This window comes from Burkholderia sp. BCC1998, from assembly GCF_905339875.1.
GTDB lineage: Bacteria > Pseudomonadota > Gammaproteobacteria > Burkholderiales > Burkholderiaceae > Burkholderia.
The window spans coordinates 38006-55780 of the sequence record NZ_CAJPHE010000001.1 but is presented as its reverse complement, the minus strand read 5'-3'; the positions used below and the strand labels follow the sequence as shown (position 1 = coordinate 55780).

Genomic DNA, 17775 nt, shown 5'->3' with positions numbered 1-17775 from the left:
AGAACGGTTTGTACCATCTTTTCCTGAGCGATAAAAGGGCTCGCTCACGAAAAATCCTTTTTTCGATTCGCGTTGCGACCTCGATACAACACTTTGAGCAACGCATCGTCGTTCATGCAGCGCGCGACGTGTGTCGCACGTGTATCGCGAGGTGCGCTCGACGCATCGAACGCTGATCGAAACGCGACGTCGTCGGGGATGTTTCGATCGCTTGTCACTGCCTGCAACGCGAGTGCCGCGTTACAGATTCCTTATCATTTTTTTAGTTGAGAGCGGCGCACACTTCAACCTCGATCGGTTGTCGTGCGCGCCGCCCGAACCTTCTTCAGGTCATGCGCGCCGCGTTACTGGCAGGCTTCGCACTCGTCGAAGCCGGGATCGCCCGGGCGCATCGTGCATACCGGACCGTCCGCTTCGACCGGTGCGAGTGCCGGTGCCGCGTCGACTGCGCCCGACGACGACGCTGCGCCGCCTGCCGCGCCGAAGCCGCCTGCCGCGCCTTGCGCGCCGCCGCTGCTCGAGCCGCCGCTCGTCGGCACTGCGTTCAGCGCGCCGTGTGCGACCGTCGACTTCTCGACGTGCGTCGCCGCCATCGTGCGGAGGTAGTAGGTCGTCTTCAGACCGCGCAGCCACGCGAGCTTGTAGACCTCGTCGAGCTTCTTGCCCGACGCGCCGCCCATGTAGATGTTCAGCGACTGCGCCTGGTCGATCCACTTCTGGCGACGCGATGCCGCTTCGACCAGCCACGTCGGGTCGACTTCGAACGCGGTCGCGTAGATCGCGCGCAGGTCGGCCGGGATGCGGTCGATGCGCGACAGCATGCCGTCGAAGTACTTCAGGTCGGCGACCATCACTTCGTCCCACAGGCCGCGTTCCTTCAGGTCGCGGACGAGGTACTCGTTGACCACCGTGAATTCGCCCGACAGGTTCGACTTCACGTACAGGTTCTGGAAGGTCGGCTCGATGCATGCCGACACGCCGATGATGTTCGAGATCGTCGCCGTCGGCGCGATCGCGACGCAGTTCGAGTTGCGCATGCCGTGCGCGGCGATCCGCGAACGCAGCGTCGTCCAGTCGAGCGACTCGGACGTGTCGACCTCGACGTAGCCGCCGCGCGCTTCCGTCAGCAGCTTCAGCGTGTCCTGCGGGAGGATGCCGCGATCCCACAGCGAGCCGCGGTAGCTCGAGTAGCGGCCGCGTTCCTCGGCCAGCTCGGTCGACGCGTAGTACGCGTAGTAGCAGACCGCTTCCATCGAACGATCGGCGAACTCGACCGCCGCTTCCGACGCGTACGGCGTGCGCAGCAGGTGCAGGCAGTCCTGGAAGCCCATGATGCCCATGCCGACCGGACGGTGCTTCAGGTTCGAGTTACGCGCCTTCGGCACCGCGTAGTAGTTGATGTCGATCACGTTGTCGAGCATGCGCATCGCGACGCTGATCGTGCGCTTCAGCTTGTCGTGGTCGAGCGCGTAGCTGCCGTCGGCCTGCTTCACCAGGTGGGCGACGAGGTTCACGGAGCCGAGGTTGCACACCGCGATTTCGGTGTCGCTCGTGTTCAGCGTGATTTCCGTGCACAGGTTCGACGAGTGGACGACGCCGACGTGCTGCTGCGGCGAGCGCACGTTGCACGGATCCTTGAACGTGATCCACGGGTGGCCCGTCTCGAACAGCATGCCGAGCATCTTGCGCCAGAGCTGCTGCGCCGGGATCTTCTTGAACAGCTTGATCTCGCCGCGCGCAACCTTGTCTTCGTAAGCCGTGTAAGCCGCCTCGAACTCCGCGCCGAACTTGTCGTGCAGGTCCGGGCAGGTCGACGGCGAGAACAGCGTCCAGTCGGCGCCTTCCATCACGCGCTTCATGAACAAGTCGGGAATCCAGTTCGCCGTGTTCATGTCGTGCGTACGGCGGCGATCGTCGCCGGTGTTCTTGCGCAGCTCGAGGAATTCCTCGATGTCGAGGTGCCACGATTCGAGGTACGCGCAGACCGCGCCCTTGCGCTTGCCGCCCTGGTTGACCGCGACGGCCGTGTCGTTGACGACCTTCAGGAACGGGACCACGCCTTGCGACTTGCCGTTCGTGCCCTTGATATGCGAGCCGAGTGCGCGCACGCGGGTCCAGTCGTTGCCGAGACCGCCGGCGAACTTCGACAGCAGCGCGTTTTCCTTCAGCGCTTCATAGATGCCGTCGAGGTCGTCCGCGACCGTCGTCAGGTAGCACGACGACAGCTGCGAGCGGTGCGTGCCCGAGTTGAACAGCGTCGGCGTCGAGCTCATGAAGTCGAAGCTCGACAGCACGTTGTAGAACTCGATCGCGCGCGTTTCGCGGTCGATCTCGTTCAGCGACAGGCCCATCGCGACGCGCATGAAGAATGCCTGCGGCATTTCGATGCGGCTGCCGTCGACGTGCAGGAAGTAGCGGTCGTACAGCGTCTGCAGGCCGAGGTAGCCGAACTGCAGGTCGCGGTTCGCGTCGAGCGCTTCGCCGAGACGCTTCAGGTCGAACTGAAGCAGCTTGTCGTCGAGCAGGCCGGCGTCGACGCCGCGCTTCAGGAACTGCGGGAAGTATTCCGCGTAGCGGGCCGACATCTCGGCCTGGACCACTTCCTCGCCGAGGATCTCGCGACGGATCGTGTGCAGCAGGATGCGGGCCGTGACCTGGCTGTATGCCGGATCCTTTTCGATCATCGTGCGCGCAGCGAGGATCGCCGAGTCGTAGACCTGGCTCATCGGCACGCCGTCGTACAGGTTCTTCACCGTTTCCGCGACGATCGGGTCAGGGTTAACCGCAGCGCCGAGACCGTCGCATGCCGACACGATCAGCGCGCGCAGTGCGTTCAGGTCGAGCGGGCGCGTGACGCCGTTGTCGACGACGTTGATGCCGGTGCTCGACTCGCCGCCCGCTGCCGCTGCTTCCTCGCCCGCATGCTGGCGCTCGAGGTGACGCTTCTCGCGATACAGCACGTACGCACGCGCGACGTTGTGCTCGCCGCCGCGCATCAGCGCGAGTTCGACCTGGTCCTGGATGTCTTCGATATGGAACGTACCGCCGTTCGGACGGCTGCGCACGAGCGCGCGCACGACGTTGTGCGTGAGCTGCTCGACGAGTTCGCGTACGCGTGCCGATGCCGCGCCCTGCCCGCCATTGACGGCCAGGAAAGCCTTGGTCACCGCAATCGCGATCTTCGAAGGCTCGAACGACACCACGCTGCCGTTGCGGCGGATCACCTTGTAGTCGGCGAACGTGGCCTGCGGCGCGAGCGCCTGCGCGCCCTGTTCGGTCCCGCCGAGCGGACGGCTCGAGGCGCTCTCGTACTGGGACGTCGCGTTGTCGGTGGTTTGCATGTGCAAAGCTCCTGGTGTTGGATGGTGCGGAGAGAACCGCGGATTAAAACGAACGCTGCGCTATCGGATGCGCGAGCGGTAAGAGGCGAGCGATGCGTCGGGGAAGCCGGTTCGGTCGATGCGCGACAACCGATCCGGTCGTGTGCTTCGTCATGTGTACGCTGCCCCGTCGAAGTTCGCTGCGCTTGATTGCGACGCCCGGACCGCCCGGCCTGGCGCGCCGCACTGAGAACCCTGGCCGCCGGCGTTGCCCGCCGGCCGGTGCCGCTCGGGTTTCCCCTGCGACACACACTATATCTAGTACAGAACCGCTCAACTGGCACCAAGTATAGTGGACATTCCGGCGACATCAAAACGGAGAATTTTCGCCGGAGGTATTGACATCAACCCGGCCGCCCGGACGGGCAGACGCGACAAGGCATTGGTCGGAAAAAAAATTTCGCCCGCTCAAAAACCCTGCGATCAGTGCTGACGGAAAGGAAAGTATTCGGCGGAAAACCCGGCATCGCTCGCGAAGCGTTGCCAATCGAAGTGCGGACCCGGGTCGGTCTTGCGGCCCGGCGCGACGTCGGAATGCCCGGCCACCGCATCGATCGGGTAGCGCGCGGCGAGCGTGCGTGCGAGCACCCCGAGCGTCGCGTACTGCGCCGCGTCGAACGGCACGTCGTCCGCACCTTCGAGTTCGATGCCGATCGAGAAGTCGTTGCAGCGCGGCCGGCCGAAGAACTCGGACGCGCCCGCATGCCATGCACGCTCGTCGCACGACACGAACTGCACGAGTTCGCCGTCGCGGCGGATCAGGAAGTGCGCGGACACGCGCACGTCGCGCAGGTGACGCTGGTAATAGGGGTGCGTATCGCAATCGAGGCGATTCAGGAACAGCGCCTCGATCGCATCGCCGCCGAACTCGCCGGGCGGCAGGCTGATGTTGTGGACGACGACGAGCGTCGGCACCGCGCCCGCGGGCCGCGCCTCGAAATTCGGCGACGGCGCGTGGCGCGCTTCGCGCACCCAGCCGTTCGCGTCGACCGACAGCAGCGCTGCGTCGCTCATCGGGCGTCGTGGCCGCTCGCGTGTGCGCCGTGGCGCTGCGCGTGCTCGGTGCTGCAGAAGTATTCGCCGCCCGCGGCGACGGCGTCGCCCTGCGGCGTATGCACGCCGCATTCGGCGCAACGCACCATCGGTTCGGGCAGCGAGCGCGCGTCGCCGTTCGGGCGTGCCGCCCCGGCGCCGGCACCCGGTGCGCCGTCGTAGCCGCGGCCGGTGCGCGCCTGCGCATGCTCCTGGGCCTGGCGCAGCTTGCGCGTGAGCCACGAACCCGCGAAGAAGAGAAGAATCAGGAGAAGAATCTGTCGCATCGGAAACCTGCGTTCAAACCACGGAGCGGTGCAGCAGCACCTCGAAAACGAACCGGCTGCCGACATACGCGAGCAGCAGCGCGCCAAACGACACGAGCACCCAGCGCGCGGCGCCGCGCCCGCGCCAGCCCGACGTCTTGTGCGCGACCAGCAGGCCGCCGAACATCAGCCACGACAGCACCGCGAACACGGTCTTGTGATCGAGCCGCAGCGCGCGTGCATCGACCTGCTCGCTGAACAGGATCCCCGACGCGAGCGTCAGCGTCAGCAGCACGAAGCCGGCGCCGATCAGGCGGAACAGCAGCTTCTCGAGCGTGAGCAGCGGCGGCAGCGTTTCGAGCCAGCTCGCGATCCAGCCGGTCGAGCCGTCGCGGCCGCCGCTCCGCAGCGACTGCAGGCGCCGCTCGACCATCAGCATCAGGACCGCGTGCAGCGCGGCGATCGCGAAGAGGCCGTACGCGATGTTCGCGATCAGGAAGTGCATCTTGAACAGCGGCGCTGCGGCATAAGGCAGCACCCGCACGCCACCGAACACGAGCGGCAGCAGCGACGCGCCGCACGCGAGCGGCAGCACCAGCAGGCGCAGGCTGTCGAGCGGGAAGAAGAAGCTCTCGATCCAGTAGATGCCGGCGCCGAGCCAGAACATCGCGGACAGCGCGAACGCGAAGCCGAAGACCATCGCGTCGTGCGGGAAGATCGTCGTGTGCAGCAGCACGCCGTGCGCGACGAGCGCCGCGAACAGCAGCGCGCGGCCGGCGCCGCTCATTCCCGACGCGGCGGACGCCGGCACCGGCACGGCCGGCACGCTCGCGACGAGCGGCGTCGCACCCTGGCGGTGCGTGCGCCAGCCTGCGACGGCGAGGCCGCCGTACAGGAATGCGGTGAGGGCATACAGTACAATATCCATGTTCGAAGTTTACACTAGGCCCCCTTCCCGCGACGGCTCCCTTTTGTACGGTTCCGTTGCGCCTTCGGGCCCCACTGTCCATCGCTCCCCATGCTCGACAATCTCACTCAACGGATGGCGCGCGTCGTCAAGACGCTGCGCGGCGAGGCCCGGCTTACCGAGGCGAACACCCAGGAGATGCTCCGCGAGGTGCGTCTCGCGCTGCTGGAAGCCGACGTCGCGCTGCCGGTCGTCCGCGAATTCATCGCCAAGGTCAAGGAAAAGGCGCTCGGCGAGGAAGTGATCAGCAGCCTGTCGCCGGGCCAGGCGCTCGTCGGCGTGGTCCAGAAGGAACTGACCGCCGTGATCGGCGGCGACTACGAAGGCAAGGCCGCCGAGCTGAACCTCGCGGTCACGCCGCCCGCCGTGATCCTGATGGCCGGCTTGCAGGGCGCCGGCAAGACCACGACCGCCGGCAAACTCGCGAAACTCTTGCGCGAGAAGTACAAGAAGAAGGTGCTGACGGTGTCGTGCGACGTGTATCGCCCGGCCGCCATCATGCAGCTGAAAACGGTGAGCGAACAGGTCGGCGCCGATTTCTTCCCGTCGACGCCGGACCAGAAGCCCGTCGACATCGCACTCGCGGCCGTCGACTGGGCGAAGCGCCACTACCATGACGTGCTGATCGTCGATACGGCCGGCCGCCTCGGTATCGACGAGGCGATGATGCAGGAAATCGCCGCGCTGCACGGCACGCTGAAGCCGGCCGAAACGCTGTTCGTCGTCGACGCGATGCTCGGCCAGGACGCGGTCAACACCGCGAAGGCGTTCAACGACACGCTGCCGCTCACCGGCGTCGTGCTGACCAAGCTCGACGGCGATTCGCGCGGCGGTGCCGCGCTGTCGGTGCGCCACATCACGGGCAAGCCGATCAAGTTCGTCGGCGTCGCCGAGAAGCTCGACGGCCTCGAGGTGTTCCACCCGGACCGGATGGCGAACCGGATCCTCGGCATGGGCGACATCCTCGCGCTCGTCGAGGAAGCGCAGCGCGGCGTCGACGTGCAGGCCGCGCAGAAGCTCGCCGACAAGGTCAAGAAAGGCGGCGACTTCGACCTGAACGATTTCCGCGCGCAGATCTCGCAGATGAAGAACATGGGCGGCCTGTCGTCGCTGATGGACAAGCTGCCCGCGCAGTTCCAGCAGGCGGCGGCCGGCGCCGACATGGGCCAGGCCGAGAAGTCGATCCGCCGCATGGAAGGCATCATCAGCTCGATGACGCCCGCCGAGCGCGCCAAACCCGAAATCATCAAGGCGACGCGCAAGCGCCGCATTGCAGCCGGCGCGGGCGTGCCGGTGCAGGAAGTCAACCGGATGCTGAACCAGTACGACCAGATGCGTACGATGATGAAGAAGCTGAAGGGCGGCAACATGCAGAAGATGATGCGCGGCCTGAAGGGCATGATGCCCGGCATGCGCTGATTCCGCCCGTCGGCCGGCGCGCGGGTTTTTGCCGTAGCGCGCGCCGCCCGTTCTGCTTCATTCTTATTTGTATACCGACTGCCCGCCAGAACTCATGAACCGCGAAGAAGCCCTCCACATTTTCGAACACTCCGAAGAGATCGTCTCGGCGGACGCCGTCAACGCGTCGATCGCCCGGATGGCCGAAGCGATCCGCGCCGAGATCGGCGACGCGTTCCCGCTCGTCCTCTCGGTGATGGGCGGCGCCGCGGTGTTTACCGGGATGCTGCTGCCGCATCTCGATTTCCCGCTGGAATTCGACTACATCCACCTGACCCGCTACCGCAACACGACGCAGGGCAGCCCGGAAATGCACTGGCGCGTCGCGCCGCGCGAATCGGTGAAGGACCGCATCGTGCTCGTGCTCGACGACATCCTCGACGAAGGCGAGACGATGGCCGCGATCCGCGACCGCATCCTCGACATGGGCGCGAAGCGCTTCATGTCCGCCGTGCTGTGCGAGAAGACGCTCACGAAGGCGAAACCGCTGCATCCCGACTTCTGCGGCTTCTCGGTGCCGGACCGCTACGTGTTCGGCTGCGGGATGGACGCCAAGGGCTACTGGCGCAACCTGCCGACGATCCGTGCGCTGACCGCGAACGCCTGATTGCCGCCCTGCCCGCTATATAAATGGAAAGCGGCGCTCCGGTTACCCGGAGCGCCGCTTTTTTTTCGTCGGTACGCACCGACGCGTTACATCTGCAGCTGGTGCACGAACGCCTTGATGCCGGCGAGCAGCATCTCGACCGAGATCGCGACGAGCACGAGACCCATCAGCCGCTCGAACGCGGCGACGGTCCGCTCGCCGAGCCACTGCTGGATCCGTTCGGCCAGCACCAGCGTGATCGCGCAGACGATCATCGTGACCGTCAGCGCGCCGACCCACTCGAACATCTTGCCCGGCGCCTGCGACGTCAGCAGCATCACCGTCGCGAGCGCGGACGGCCCGGCCAGCGCGGGAATCGCGAGCGGCACGATGAACGGTTCACCGCCCGCGCGCGGATCGCTGCCGAGCGCGCCGTCCGGATGCGGGAAGATCATCCGCAGCGCGATCAGGAACAGCACGATCCCGCCGCCGAGCCGCAGCGACAGGTCGGTGAGGTTCATCATCCGCAGGAAGCGGTCGCCGACCACCATGAAGAACAGCAGGATCACGAACGCGATCCCGACTTCACGCAGGATCAGCTTCACGCGCCGCTCGCGCGGCACGTCCCGCATCGCCGTGATGAACAGCGGGATGTTGCCGAGCGGATCCGTGATCAGCACGAGGAGCACGGTGGCCGACAGGAAGGTGTATTCCACCGTGTCCTCCGGTCGAAGCGCTTAGCGCGCGAGCGCGGCGCGGATCTTCTCCGTCACCGTCGCCGCGGCCGCGTCGGCCGGCAGCAGCGTCGCCTCGGCGTCGCGGCGGCCCTGATACTCGATCTTGCCTTCCTTCAGGCCGCGCTCGCCGATCACCAGGCGATGCGGCACGCCGATCAGTTCCCAGTCGGCAAACATCACGCCCGGGCGCTCGCCGCGATCGTCGAGGATCACGTCGATGCCGGCCGCGGCCAGTTCCGCGTACAGCTTGTCGGCGGCCTCGCGGACCATGTCGCTGCGATCGTAGCCCATCGGGCACAGCACGACTTCGAACGGCGCGATCGACTCGGGCCAGATGATGCCGCGCTCGTCGAAGTTCTGTTCGATCGCCGCGCCGAGAATGCGCGTGACGCCGACGCCGTAGCAGCCCATCAGCATCGGCTGCGGCTTGCCCGACTCGTCGAGGAAGGTCGCGCCCATCGCTTCCGAGTACTTGGTGCCGAGCTGGAACACGTGGCCGACTTCGATGCCGCGGCAGATGTCGATCTCACCCTTGCCGTCCGGCGACGGATCGCCCTTCTTCACGTTGCGCACGTCGGCGACGTCCGGCTCCGGCAGGTCGCGGCCCCAGTTCACGCCCGCGATGTGATAGTCGACCTCGTTCGCGCCGACGACGAAATCGCTCATGTTCGCGACCGTGCGATCGGCGATCACCTTCACCGGCTTCTTCGTGCCGACCGGGCCGAGGTAGCCCGGCGGCGTGCCGAACCACTCGACGATTTCCTGCTCGGTCGCGAAGCGGTGGTTCTTCAGCCCCGGCAGCTTCGACACCTTGATCTCGTTCAGGTCGTGGTCGCCGCGCAGCATCACGAGCCAGATGGTCGGCTCGGCGCCTTCGTTGTCGGTGGCGAGCACGATCGACTTGATCGTGCGCTCGAGCGGGATCGACAGCAGTTCGGCGACGGCCTCGCACTTCGCCTTGCCGGGCGTCGCGACCTTTTCCATCGCTTCGGCGGGTGCCGCGCGTTCGGCGATCAGCGGCAGGGCTTCGGCCGCTTCGACGTTCGCCGCGAAGTCGGACGTCGGGCAGTAGGCGATCGCGTCCTCGCCGGTATCGGCGATCACGTGGAACTCGTGCGAGAAGTTGCCGCCGATCGAGCCGCTGTCGGCCGCAACCGCGCGGAACTCGAGGCCGAGGCGCGTGAAGATGCGCACGTATGCGTCGTACATCTTGCGATACGACTCGTTCAGGCCGGCCGCGTCCTTGTCGAACGAGTACGCGTCCTTCATGATGAACTCGCGGCCGCGCATCACGCCGAAGCGCGGACGGATCTCGTCGCGGAACTTCGTCTGGATCTGGTAGAAGTTCACCGGCATCTGCCGGTAGCTCTTGATCTGGTTGCGCGCGATGTCGGTGATGACTTCCTCGTGCGTCGGCCCGATCACGAAGTCGTTGTCCTTGCGGTCCTTGAAGCGCAGCAGTTCGGGGCCGTACTGCTCCCAGCGGCCCGATTCCTGCCACAGCTCGGCCGGTTGCACGGCCGGCATCAGCAGCTCGATGGCGCCTGCCCGGTTCATTTCCTCGCGCACGATCGCCTCGACCTTGCGAATCGAACGCAGGCCGACCGGCAGGTAGTTGTAGATGCCGCCGGCGACGCGACGGATCATGCCGGCGCGCACCATCAGCTTGTGGCTGACGATCTCTGCGTCGGCCGGTGCTTCTTTGAGGGTGCCGATAAAGAAACGGGAAGCTTTCATGCGGACGGTTCCAAATACGGCGCCCCCAGGCGGGGCGCCCGAAAAAGTTTCAAGGTGAAAAAGCTGCGCGCGACGAACGACGATGGCGCAGATGACTTAGCAGACAAATCAGGGACAATTCAGCCGGTGTACCCCGCGCGGTTTCGCTCCGTCACGGTGCGCAGCGCCCGTTATCTGTTTATAATCAAAGCAATTTTAAAGGATTCGAAGGTGGTTGTATGCTGGATCGTGAAGGCTTTCGCCCGAACGTCGGCATCATCCTCTTGAACGCGCGCAACGAGGTGTTTTGGGGCAAGCGGCTCCGCGAGCATTCCTGGCAGTTTCCTCAAGGTGGGATCAAGTACGGCGAGACCCCCATGCAGGCGATGTACCGGGAACTGCACGAGGAGACGGGCCTGCACCCGGAACACGTCAAGATAATCGGCCGCACTCGCGACTGGTTGCGTTACGAGGTGCCTGACAAGTTCATCAAACGCGAAGTACGCGGACATTACCGCGGCCAGAAGCAGATCTGGTTCCTTCTGCGGATGGTCGGACGCGATTGCGACATTTGCTTGCGCGCGACCGACCACCCGGAGTTCGATGCGTGGCGCTGGAACGAGTACTGGGTGCCGCTCGATGCGGTGATCGAGTTCAAGCGGGATGTCTATCAGTTGGCGCTGACGGAACTGTCGCGCTTCCTGCGCCGCCCGGCGCAGCGAGCCGAAAAGCCGCGTGGGCCGCGTCTGTCGCGCTATCCGCGCGTCATCGGCGCGCAGGCCCAGCAGACGCTGACGATTGTCGACACATCGGTGGTCTGTTCGGAGATCGAAGTGGAGGCGAGCACGCTCGACGAGATGCCGCCCCGCGTGATCGTCGGCAAATGACGAGTCGGACTGCATGACCGGGCGCGACCTTGGTGTCGCGCCCTTTTTTTACGAGGAATGCATATTGAAAGCGATTGCTCTCGCGCTCGCATCGATCGTCGCGGCGGCCACGCTGGCCGGTTGCGCGAATTCGAAGACGCCGACCAACAAGGATGACAGCGAGTTCGTGTACCTGCTGGACCGCCAGGGCAACTGGAAGGAAAACCCGGTCGACACGCTGCCGCCGCTGCCGCAAGCGGGCGATCTGCTGCCGTTCAACGTGTCGCAGAACACGCCGCTCAAGTTCTCCGTCGATGCGAAGTCGCTCGCGGTCGGCAGCGACGGCGTCGTGCGCTACGCAGTCGTCATCACGAGCCCGGCCGGCGCGCGCAACGTGAACTACGAAGGCATCCGCTGCGACACCTACGAATGGCGTCAGTATGCAGGCTTGAATTCGGATCACGACGGCTGGGACCGCACGGTCGAGAACGACTGGCGTCGCATCGAGAACGGCGAGCTGAACGCGTACCACTCGGCGCTGTACCAGGACTATTTCTGCGCGAACAAGATGCCGCAGGGCACGACCCAGCAGATCCTCGAGAACATCAAGTTCCACCGCACCGCGATGAGCCAGCTGCGCTGACCGCGCAACCGAGGCCGGCTGCCCGGCCTCGGTTCGCTTCGTCACAACAAAAAGCCCGCGCGATGCGGGCTTTTTGTTATCTCGCGGCGCCTGGCCGAACAGTCACACGAGCACGAGGTTGTCGCGGTGAATCAGCTCCGGCTCCAGCATGTAGCCGAGCACCGTCTCGATCTCGCCGCTCGGCTTGCGGTGAATCAGCTTCGTTTCCGCGCTGCTGTAGTTCGTGAGGCCGCGCGCCACTTCACGCCCGTCGGGGCCGACACACGCGATCACCTCGCCGCGTGCGAACGCGCCCTGCACGCCGATCACGCCGATCGGCAGCAGGCTCTTGCCGCCGGCCGTCAGCTTCTCGACCGCGCCCGCATCGATCACGACGTGCCCGCGCACCTGCAGGTGATCGGCCATCCATTGCTTGCGCGCGGCCATCCGCGCGGTGCGCGCGATCAGCTGCGTGCCGATCGCCTCGCCCGCCGCCAGCCGCACCAGCACGTCGGCTTCGCGGCCGCTCGCGATCACGGTGTTCGCGCCGCTGTGCGCCGCGCGCTTCGCCGCGAGGATCTTCGTCAGCATCCCGCCGCGGCCGAGGCTCGAGCCTGCGCCGCCGGCCATCGCCTCGAGCTCCGGCGCGCCCGCGCTGGCTTCCGCGACCAGCGTCGCATTCGGATCTTTGCGCGGATCGGCGGTGAACAAGCCCGTCTGGTCGGTCAGGATGATCAGCGCATCGCCTTCGATCAGGTTCGCGACGAGCGCGCCGAGCGTATCGTTGTCGCCGAACTTGATTTCGTCGGTGACGACCGTGTCGTTCTCGTTGATGATCGGCACGACGCCGAGCCGCAGCAGCGTGAGCAGCGTCGAGCGCGCATTCAGGTAGCGCTCGCGATCGGCCAGGTCGGCGTGCGTCAGCAGGATCTGCGCGGTGCGGATATCGTGCTCGGTAAAGCGGCTTTCATAGACTTGCGCGAGCCCCATCTGGCCGACCGCGGCGGCGGCCTGCAGCTCGTCGATCTCGCGCGGACGCTTGCTCCAGCCGAGCCGCTGCATCCCTTCGGCAATCGCGCCCGAGCTGACGAGCACCACTTCCTTGCCCTGCGCGCGCAGCGCGGCGATCTGGGCCGCCCAGCGGCCGATTGCAGCATGATCGAGCCCCTTGCCGTCGTTGGTCACGAGGCTGGAGCCCACCTTCACCACCAATCGCTTCGAATCCGCGATGATCGAACGCATCGTGCGCCGTCTCCTGTATCTGATGCCTGCCCGGCCGGGCGCAATTGAATTCAGGCACCGGACGCGATGCCCGGTGCGTGTCGGGCCCGCTCAGGCGTCGTCGCCGGGCGTCGCGCCGCCATCGGCTTGCGGCGCATCGCGGAACCGCACGTCCGCGGCCAGATCTTCCTCTTCCGCCGCACGATGCGCGTCCGAATGCTCGGCGAGGTAATCGTAGATCGCGTAGCACAGCGCTTCGCAGCCCTGGCCCGTGAGCGCCGAAATCTCGAACACCGGGCCGTCCCAGCCGAAACGGTCGAGGAAATCGGCGACGCGCGCCTCGCGCTCGTCTTCCGGCACCATGTCGAGCTTGTTGAGGACGAGCCAGCGCGGCTTCTCGTACAACGCCTCGTCGTACTTGCGCAGCTCGCCGACGATCGCGGTCGCTTCCGCGACCGGATCGACGCTTTCGTCGAACGGAGCCAGATCGACGAGATGCAGCAGCACGCCGGTGCGCTGCAGGTGTCGCAGGAACTGGTGGCCGAGGCCCGCGCCTTCGGCGGCGCCCTCGATCAGCCCCGGAATATCGGCGATCACGAAGCTCTTGCTCGGGCCGACCCGCACGACGCCAAGGTTCGGCGCGAGCGTCGTGAACGGATAGTCGGCGATCTTCGGCTTCGCGTTCGACACCGACGAGATGAAGGTCGACTTGCCGGCGTTCGGCATGCCGAGCAGACCGACGTCGGCGAGCACCTTCAGCTCGAGCCGCAGCATGCGCCGTTCGCCGGGCTTGCCGTCGGTTTTCTGGCGCGGCGCGCGGTTCGTGCTCGACTTGAAATGCAGGTTGCCGAGACCGCCTGCGCCGCCCTTCGCGAGCATCACCTGCTGATCGTGCTCGGTCAGGTCGGCGATCAGCTCGCCCGTATCCATGTCGGTCACGACCGTGCCGACCGGCATGCGCAGCGTGACGTCGTCCCCGCCCTTGCCGTAGCAATCCGAGCCGCGACCGTTTTCGCCGTTGCGCGCCAGGTGCTTCTTCGCGTAACGGTAGTCGATCAGCGTGTTGATGTTGCGGTCGGCGATCGCGTAGACGTTGCCGCCCCGGCCGCCGTCGCCGCCGTCCGGCCCGCCGAACGGAACGAATTTCTCGCGGCGCATCGACGCGCTGCCATCGCCTCCGTCGCCGGCGATGACTTCGATTCGTGCTTCGTCAATGAACTTCATTCGTCACTCCGACCAGTATTTCCGCTATTGTGCCGCGCGCCGGCGCGCTTGAACAATCTGCCGTTCGGCCGATTGCCCGCCAGTGTCGCGACAGCCGTCGGCGCGCACATGCGCCCGGCGGCCAAATAAAAAAAGGCCCCGCGAAGACTGCGGGGCCTTTCGGCTACGAAGCCCGTGGGTGCCTGAACTTAGGCAGCCGCCGGGACAACGATGACCAGATGCTTCTTGTCCGCGCCCTTGGTCGCGAACTTGACGTGACCGTCGACCAGCGCGAACAGGGTGTGATCCTTGCCCATGCCGACGTTCTCGCCAGCGTGCATGCGCGTACCGCGCTGACGCACGATGATGCCGCCAGCGTTGATCGCCTGGCCGCCGTACACTTTCACGCCGAGACGTTTCGACTCGGAGTCGCGGCCGTTCCGGGAAGAGCCGCCTGCCTTTTTGTGTGCCATCTGATTGCTCCTTTACCGAGGCGCTTACGCGTTGATCGCGTCGATGCGCAGCTCAGTGTAGTTCTGGCGGTGGCCGCCGTGCTTTTGGTAGTGCTTCCGGCGACGCATCTTGAAGATGGTGACCTTGGCATGACGACCGTGCGACACAACGGTGGCCTTGACGGAAGCCCCACTGACCAGCGGCGTACCGAACTTAATCGATTCGCCTTCGCCCACTGCGAGAACCTGGTCGAGCGTGATTTCAGCGTCAATGTCAGCCGGTATCTGTTCTACTTTGAGTTTTTCGCCAACGGCAACCTTGTACTGCTTGCCGCCGGTTTTTATGACCGCGTACATTGAGAACCTCACTCTGGATCCAATTTTTCCGCACACCACGCGCGGAAAACACGTGATTATACATGGGCTTAGCACCCAAGTCAAAGCCGATCCACGATTGCCGCCCGCAAGCCCTGGCCGGACGGCCAAAATCACCGGGCAGACACGTCCGACAGACCGGCATATCGCGGATTCGACTTATAATCCGCGGCATCACCCATTTCGATCATCATGTCGTCGTCCACCGCCTCCCCCACCCTCAGCGCCGCCCACCTGCTCGCCCCGATCGCCAGCGACATGGAGCAGGTGAATCGCGTTATCCGGCAAAGCCTCGCGTCCGACGTGCTGCTGATCAACCAGATCGCCGAGTACATCATCGGCGCGGGCGGCAAGCGGCTGCGTCCGGCCCTGCTGCTGCTCGTCGCCGGCGCGCTCGGCGAGACGTCGCACCAGCGGCACGTGCTGGCCGCCGTCGTCGAGTTCATCCACACGGCCACGCTGCTGCATGACGACGTCGTCGACGAATCCGAACTGCGGCGCGGCCGCCAGACGGCCAACGCGCTGTTCGGCAACGCGGCGAGCGTGCTGGTCGGCGACTACCTCTATTCGCGTTCGTTCGAGATGATGGTCGGCGTCGGCAAGATGCGCGTGATGGAAATCCTGTCGGAAGCGACGACGATCATTTCCGAAGGCGAAGTGCTGCAGCTCCTGAACATGCACGACGCGGACGTCGACGAGACGCGCTACATGCAGGTGATCCGCTACAAGACGGCGAAGCTGTTCGAGGCATCGGCCCGCCTGGGCGCGGTGCTCGCCGGCGCCGATGCGCCGACCGAAGCCGCCGCCGCCGAATACGGCCGCCGGATCGGCACCGCATTCCAGATCATGGACGACTGGCTCGACTACGCGGGCACGGCCGAAGCGATGGGCAAGAATGCCGGCGACGACCTGCGCGAAGGCAAGCCGACACTGCCGCTCATCTATCTGATCGAACGCGGCACGCCCGAGCAGTCGGCGCTCGCCCGCGAGGCGATCGAACAAGGCGGCACCGATCGCTTCGACACGATCTTCGACGCGATCACGCGTTCGGGCGCGCTCGACCATACGCTCGAATGCGCGCGCCAGGAAGCACAGGCCGCTGCGGCCGCGATCGCCGCGTTCCCGGATTCGATCTACAAGGAAAGCCTGCTCGCGCTGTGCTCGTACTCGACGTCGCGACAGTCGTAAGCGCGCGGCGACCGCGACGCGAACCGCTTTTCGAAAAATTTCTTCATCAAGGTATTCCCTTTTCGAAAAAACATCGTTATAGTTACGTTCTTGCTTGTGACGACGCAGCGATCTGAACGAAAGCGGCGAAGTCGGAAGAGCAAAAAATCGGGGTGTAGCTTAGCCTGGTAGAGCGCTACGTTCGGGACGTAGAGGCCGGAGGTTCGAATCCTCTCACCCCGACCAGATTTTGAAAAAACCGTGCACCGCGTGCACGGTTTTTTTTTGCCTTCTTCTGCCTGGTCTCGCGAGCGCGCGTGTCGCGCACGACACATCCCGGCCGCCGGCCTCTGCTATATTCCCTCCATCCCTGTCCTTCACTGCCCTTCTGACGCGTGGACCAAATTCCCTTATGGGCGCAAATCGGCGCCGTCTTCCTGCTTCTCCTCTGCTCCAGCTTCTTTTCCATTTCCGAGACCGCGATGATGGCGCTCAACCGCCATCGGCTGAAGCATCTCGCCGGCCAGGGCGTGCTCGGCGCGAAAACCACGCAGGGTCTCCTCACGCGCACCGACCTGCTGCTCAGCGTGATCCTGATCGGCAACAACCTGTTCAACACGATCATCCCGGTCCTGACGACGTCGCTCGCGCTGCACACGTTCGGCCGTAACAACCTGGCGCTGTCGATCGCGACCGGCATCGTCGCGTTCCTGATCATCGTGTTCGCGGAAATCGCGCCGAAGATCGTCGGCGCGACGTTTCCCGAACGCATCGCGCTGCCCGCCAGTCTGGTGATCGCGCCGCTGATGCGCGTGTTCAAGCCGGTCGTCTGGTTCGTCAATGAATTGGCGAACGGCGTGCTCTGGATGCTGCGCATCAATACGAAGAAGGGCCGCGACCAGCGGATGTCCGCCGACGAGTTGCGCGCGATCGTGCTCGAGTCGAGCAGCTTCATGCCGACCAAGCACCGCAGCATCCTGCTCAACCTGTTCGACCTCGAGAACATCACGGTCGACGACGTGATGGTGCCGCGCCGCCAGATCGAGTCGCTCAACTTCTACGCGCCGCTCGACGACATCCTGCATCAGCTCGAGACCTGCTATCACAACCGCCTCGTCGTCTACGAAGGCGACATCGACAAGGTGCTCGGCGTGCTGCACGTCCGCAAGACGCTCACCGCACTGCACAACCAGGATTTCGACCGCGAAACGTTGCGCACGCTGCTCGCCGAGCCGTACTACGTGCCGTCGGGCACGCCGGTCGTCCAGCAGCTCCAGTATTTCCAGGAAAGCCGCCAGCGGACCGCGCTCGTCGTCAACGAGTACGGCGAACTCGAGGGGCTCGTCACGCCCGAGGACATCATCGAGGAACTGATCGGCGAATTCACGACGTCTATGCCGCGCGGCGAACGCGCGGGCGGCTGGAACGAGAACGGCGAATGCATCGTCGCCGCCAGCATGCCGCTGCGCGAACTGAACCGCTGGCTGCACCTGCAACTGCCGACCGACGGGCCGAAGACGCTCAACGGCCTGATCCTCGAAATCCTCGAGGAAATCCCCGAAGGCGACGTGTGCCTGAAGATCCGCGACGTGATGCTCGAGGTCATGCGCAGCGACGACCAGGCCGTGCGCACCGTCAAGCTCTTCAAGCCGCGCAGCACGCGCGCACGCGGCGCGCGCTAGCCGAACGGCCGACTGTCGACGCCGCGCACGATACGCGACCATTTG

Annotated in this window: 16 protein-coding genes and 1 tRNA gene; 7 read left to right on the top strand and 10 right to left on the bottom strand. The window is 65.3% G+C overall.

Annotated features, from left to right (window positions below; all coding sequences use genetic code 11):
- Positions 1-344: 344 nt before the first annotated feature.
- The 4 genes from U5A56_RS00245 to U5A56_RS00230 form a co-directional block, all read right to left on the bottom strand.
- Positions 345-3341 (bottom strand): ribonucleoside-diphosphate reductase subunit alpha, encoded by a 2997-nt coding sequence (locus U5A56_RS00245; RefSeq protein WP_044844207.1) that lies wholly within the window; start codon positions 3339-3341, stop codon positions 345-347.
- 462 nt (positions 3342-3803) lie between these two features.
- Positions 3804-4394, bottom strand: coding sequence for a 1,6-anhydro-N-acetylmuramyl-L-alanine amidase AmpD (gene ampD, locus U5A56_RS00240; protein ID WP_124488232.1), 591 nt, complete (start codon positions 4392-4394; stop codon positions 3804-3806).
- On the bottom strand, positions 4391-4699 hold the full coding sequence (locus U5A56_RS00235; RefSeq protein ID WP_257768722.1) for a PP0621 family protein: 309 nt from the start codon (positions 4697-4699) through the stop codon (positions 4391-4393). Before U5A56_RS00235 ends, ampD begins: the two co-directional genes overlap by 4 nt.
- A 13-nt stretch (positions 4700-4712) precedes the next feature.
- On the bottom strand, positions 4713-5606 hold the full coding sequence (locus U5A56_RS00230) for an inner membrane protein YpjD (RefSeq protein WP_321920665.1): 894 nt from the start codon (positions 5604-5606) through the stop codon (positions 4713-4715).
- Between the two features lie 90 nt (positions 5607-5696).
- On the opposite strand from U5A56_RS00230, the gene ffh reads away from it, so the two are divergent.
- Both ffh and U5A56_RS00220 read left to right on the top strand, forming a co-directional pair.
- Positions 5697-7064 carry a signal recognition particle protein gene (gene ffh, locus U5A56_RS00225; protein WP_039317379.1) on the top strand — a complete coding sequence of 456 codons (1368 nt, stop codon included), beginning with the start codon at positions 5697-5699 and terminating at the stop codon, positions 7062-7064.
- A 94-nt stretch (positions 7065-7158) separates the two neighbouring features.
- Positions 7159-7710: a hypoxanthine-guanine phosphoribosyltransferase gene (locus tag U5A56_RS00220; RefSeq protein ID WP_321920664.1), complete on the top strand. Its 552-nt coding sequence runs from the start codon at positions 7159-7161 to the stop codon at positions 7708-7710.
- Between the two features lie 86 nt (positions 7711-7796).
- On the opposite strand, the gene U5A56_RS00215 is transcribed toward U5A56_RS00220, so the two are convergent.
- Positions 7797-8405: a MarC family protein gene (locus U5A56_RS00215; RefSeq protein WP_044844212.1), complete on the bottom strand. Its 609-nt coding sequence runs from the start codon at positions 8403-8405 to the stop codon at positions 7797-7799.
- A 21-nt stretch (positions 8406-8426) separates the two neighbouring features.
- Positions 8427-10163 carry a proline--tRNA ligase gene (locus U5A56_RS00210; protein WP_044844213.1) on the bottom strand — a complete coding sequence of 579 codons (1737 nt, stop codon included), beginning with the start codon at positions 10161-10163 and terminating at the stop codon, positions 8427-8429.
- A 218-nt stretch (positions 10164-10381) separates the two neighbouring features.
- Here U5A56_RS00210 and U5A56_RS00205 point away from each other — a divergent pair, with 218 nt between their 5' ends.
- Positions 10382-11029, top strand: coding sequence for an RNA pyrophosphohydrolase (locus U5A56_RS00205; RefSeq protein ID WP_044844214.1), 648 nt, complete (start codon positions 10382-10384; stop codon positions 11027-11029).
- Positions 11030-11042: 13 nt separating this feature from the next.
- Positions 11043-11651: a CNP1-like family protein gene (locus U5A56_RS00200; protein ID WP_044844215.1), complete on the top strand. Its 609-nt coding sequence runs from the start codon at positions 11043-11045 to the stop codon at positions 11649-11651.
- Positions 11652-11753: 102 nt separating this feature from the next.
- On the opposite strand, the gene proB is transcribed toward U5A56_RS00200, so the two are convergent.
- The 4 genes from proB to rplU all read right to left on the bottom strand — a co-directional run bounded on the left by proB (position 11754) and on the right by rplU (position 14863).
- The gene (proB, locus tag U5A56_RS00195; RefSeq protein ID WP_121858525.1) at positions 11754-12872 is read right to left on the bottom strand and encodes a glutamate 5-kinase; all 1119 of its coding nucleotides are present in this window, start codon (positions 12870-12872) and stop codon (positions 11754-11756) included.
- 90 nt (positions 12873-12962) lie between these two features.
- Positions 12963-14075, bottom strand: coding sequence for an Obg family GTPase CgtA (cgtA, locus tag U5A56_RS00190; RefSeq protein ID WP_044844217.1), 1113 nt, complete (start codon positions 14073-14075; stop codon positions 12963-12965).
- A 188-nt stretch (positions 14076-14263) separates the two neighbouring features.
- Positions 14264-14527: a 50S ribosomal protein L27 gene (gene rpmA, locus U5A56_RS00185; protein ID WP_006476999.1), complete on the bottom strand. Its 264-nt coding sequence runs from the start codon at positions 14525-14527 to the stop codon at positions 14264-14266.
- Between the two features lie 24 nt (positions 14528-14551).
- A complete protein-coding gene (gene rplU / locus U5A56_RS00180) occupies positions 14552-14863 on the bottom strand; it encodes a 50S ribosomal protein L21 (RefSeq protein WP_006025184.1) in 312 nt (103 codons plus the stop codon).
- Between the two features lie 210 nt (positions 14864-15073).
- Between rplU and U5A56_RS00175 the strand changes: the two genes are divergently transcribed.
- From U5A56_RS00175 to U5A56_RS00165, 3 genes are all read left to right on the top strand, one after another.
- On the top strand, positions 15074-16069 hold the full coding sequence (locus tag U5A56_RS00175) for a polyprenyl synthetase family protein (protein WP_044844218.1): 996 nt from the start codon (positions 15074-15076) through the stop codon (positions 16067-16069).
- Between the two features lie 148 nt (positions 16070-16217).
- Positions 16218-16294 (top strand) — tRNA-Pro (locus U5A56_RS00170).
- Positions 16295-16443: 149 nt separating this feature from the next.
- Positions 16444-17730, top strand: a complete 1287-nt coding sequence (locus U5A56_RS00165; protein ID WP_124571478.1) for an HlyC/CorC family transporter — start codon at positions 16444-16446, stop codon at positions 17728-17730.
- Positions 17731-17775 lie beyond the last annotated feature (45 nt).

Coding starts and splice junctions, on each gene's coding strand:
- ffh (WP_039317379.1), top strand. CDS start 5,697: ATGCTCGACAATCTCACTCAACGGATGGCGCGCGTCGTCAAGACGCTG.
- ampD (WP_124488232.1), bottom strand. CDS start 4,394: ATGAGCGACGCAGCGCTGCTGTCGGTCGACGCGAACGGCTGGGTGCGC.
- U5A56_RS00175 (WP_044844218.1), top strand. CDS start 15,074: ATGTCGTCGTCCACCGCCTCCCCCACCCTCAGCGCCGCCCACCTGCTC.
- proB (WP_121858525.1), bottom strand. CDS start 12,872: ATGCGTTCGATCATCGCGGATTCGAAGCGATTGGTGGTGAAGGTGGGC.
- U5A56_RS00205 (WP_044844214.1), top strand. CDS start 10,382: ATGCTGGATCGTGAAGGCTTTCGCCCGAACGTCGGCATCATCCTCTTG.
- U5A56_RS00210 (WP_044844213.1), bottom strand. CDS start 10,163: ATGAAAGCTTCCCGTTTCTTTATCGGCACCCTCAAAGAAGCACCGGCC.
- U5A56_RS00220 (WP_321920664.1), top strand. CDS start 7,159: ATGAACCGCGAAGAAGCCCTCCACATTTTCGAACACTCCGAAGAGATC.
- U5A56_RS00230 (WP_321920665.1), bottom strand. CDS start 5,606: ATGGATATTGTACTGTATGCCCTCACCGCATTCCTGTACGGCGGCCTC.
- U5A56_RS00200 (WP_044844215.1), top strand. CDS start 11,043: ATGACCGGGCGCGACCTTGGTGTCGCGCCCTTTTTTTACGAGGAATGC.
- U5A56_RS00245 (WP_044844207.1), bottom strand. CDS start 3,341: ATGCAAACCACCGACAACGCGACGTCCCAGTACGAGAGCGCCTCGAGC.
- U5A56_RS00235 (WP_257768722.1), bottom strand. CDS start 4,699: ATGCGACAGATTCTTCTCCTGATTCTTCTCTTCTTCGCGGGTTCGTGG.
- cgtA (WP_044844217.1), bottom strand. CDS start 14,075: ATGAAGTTCATTGACGAAGCACGAATCGAAGTCATCGCCGGCGACGGA.
- rpmA (WP_006476999.1), bottom strand. CDS start 14,527: ATGGCACACAAAAAGGCAGGCGGCTCTTCCCGGAACGGCCGCGACTCC.
- rplU (WP_006025184.1), bottom strand. CDS start 14,863: ATGTACGCGGTCATAAAAACCGGCGGCAAGCAGTACAAGGTTGCCGTT.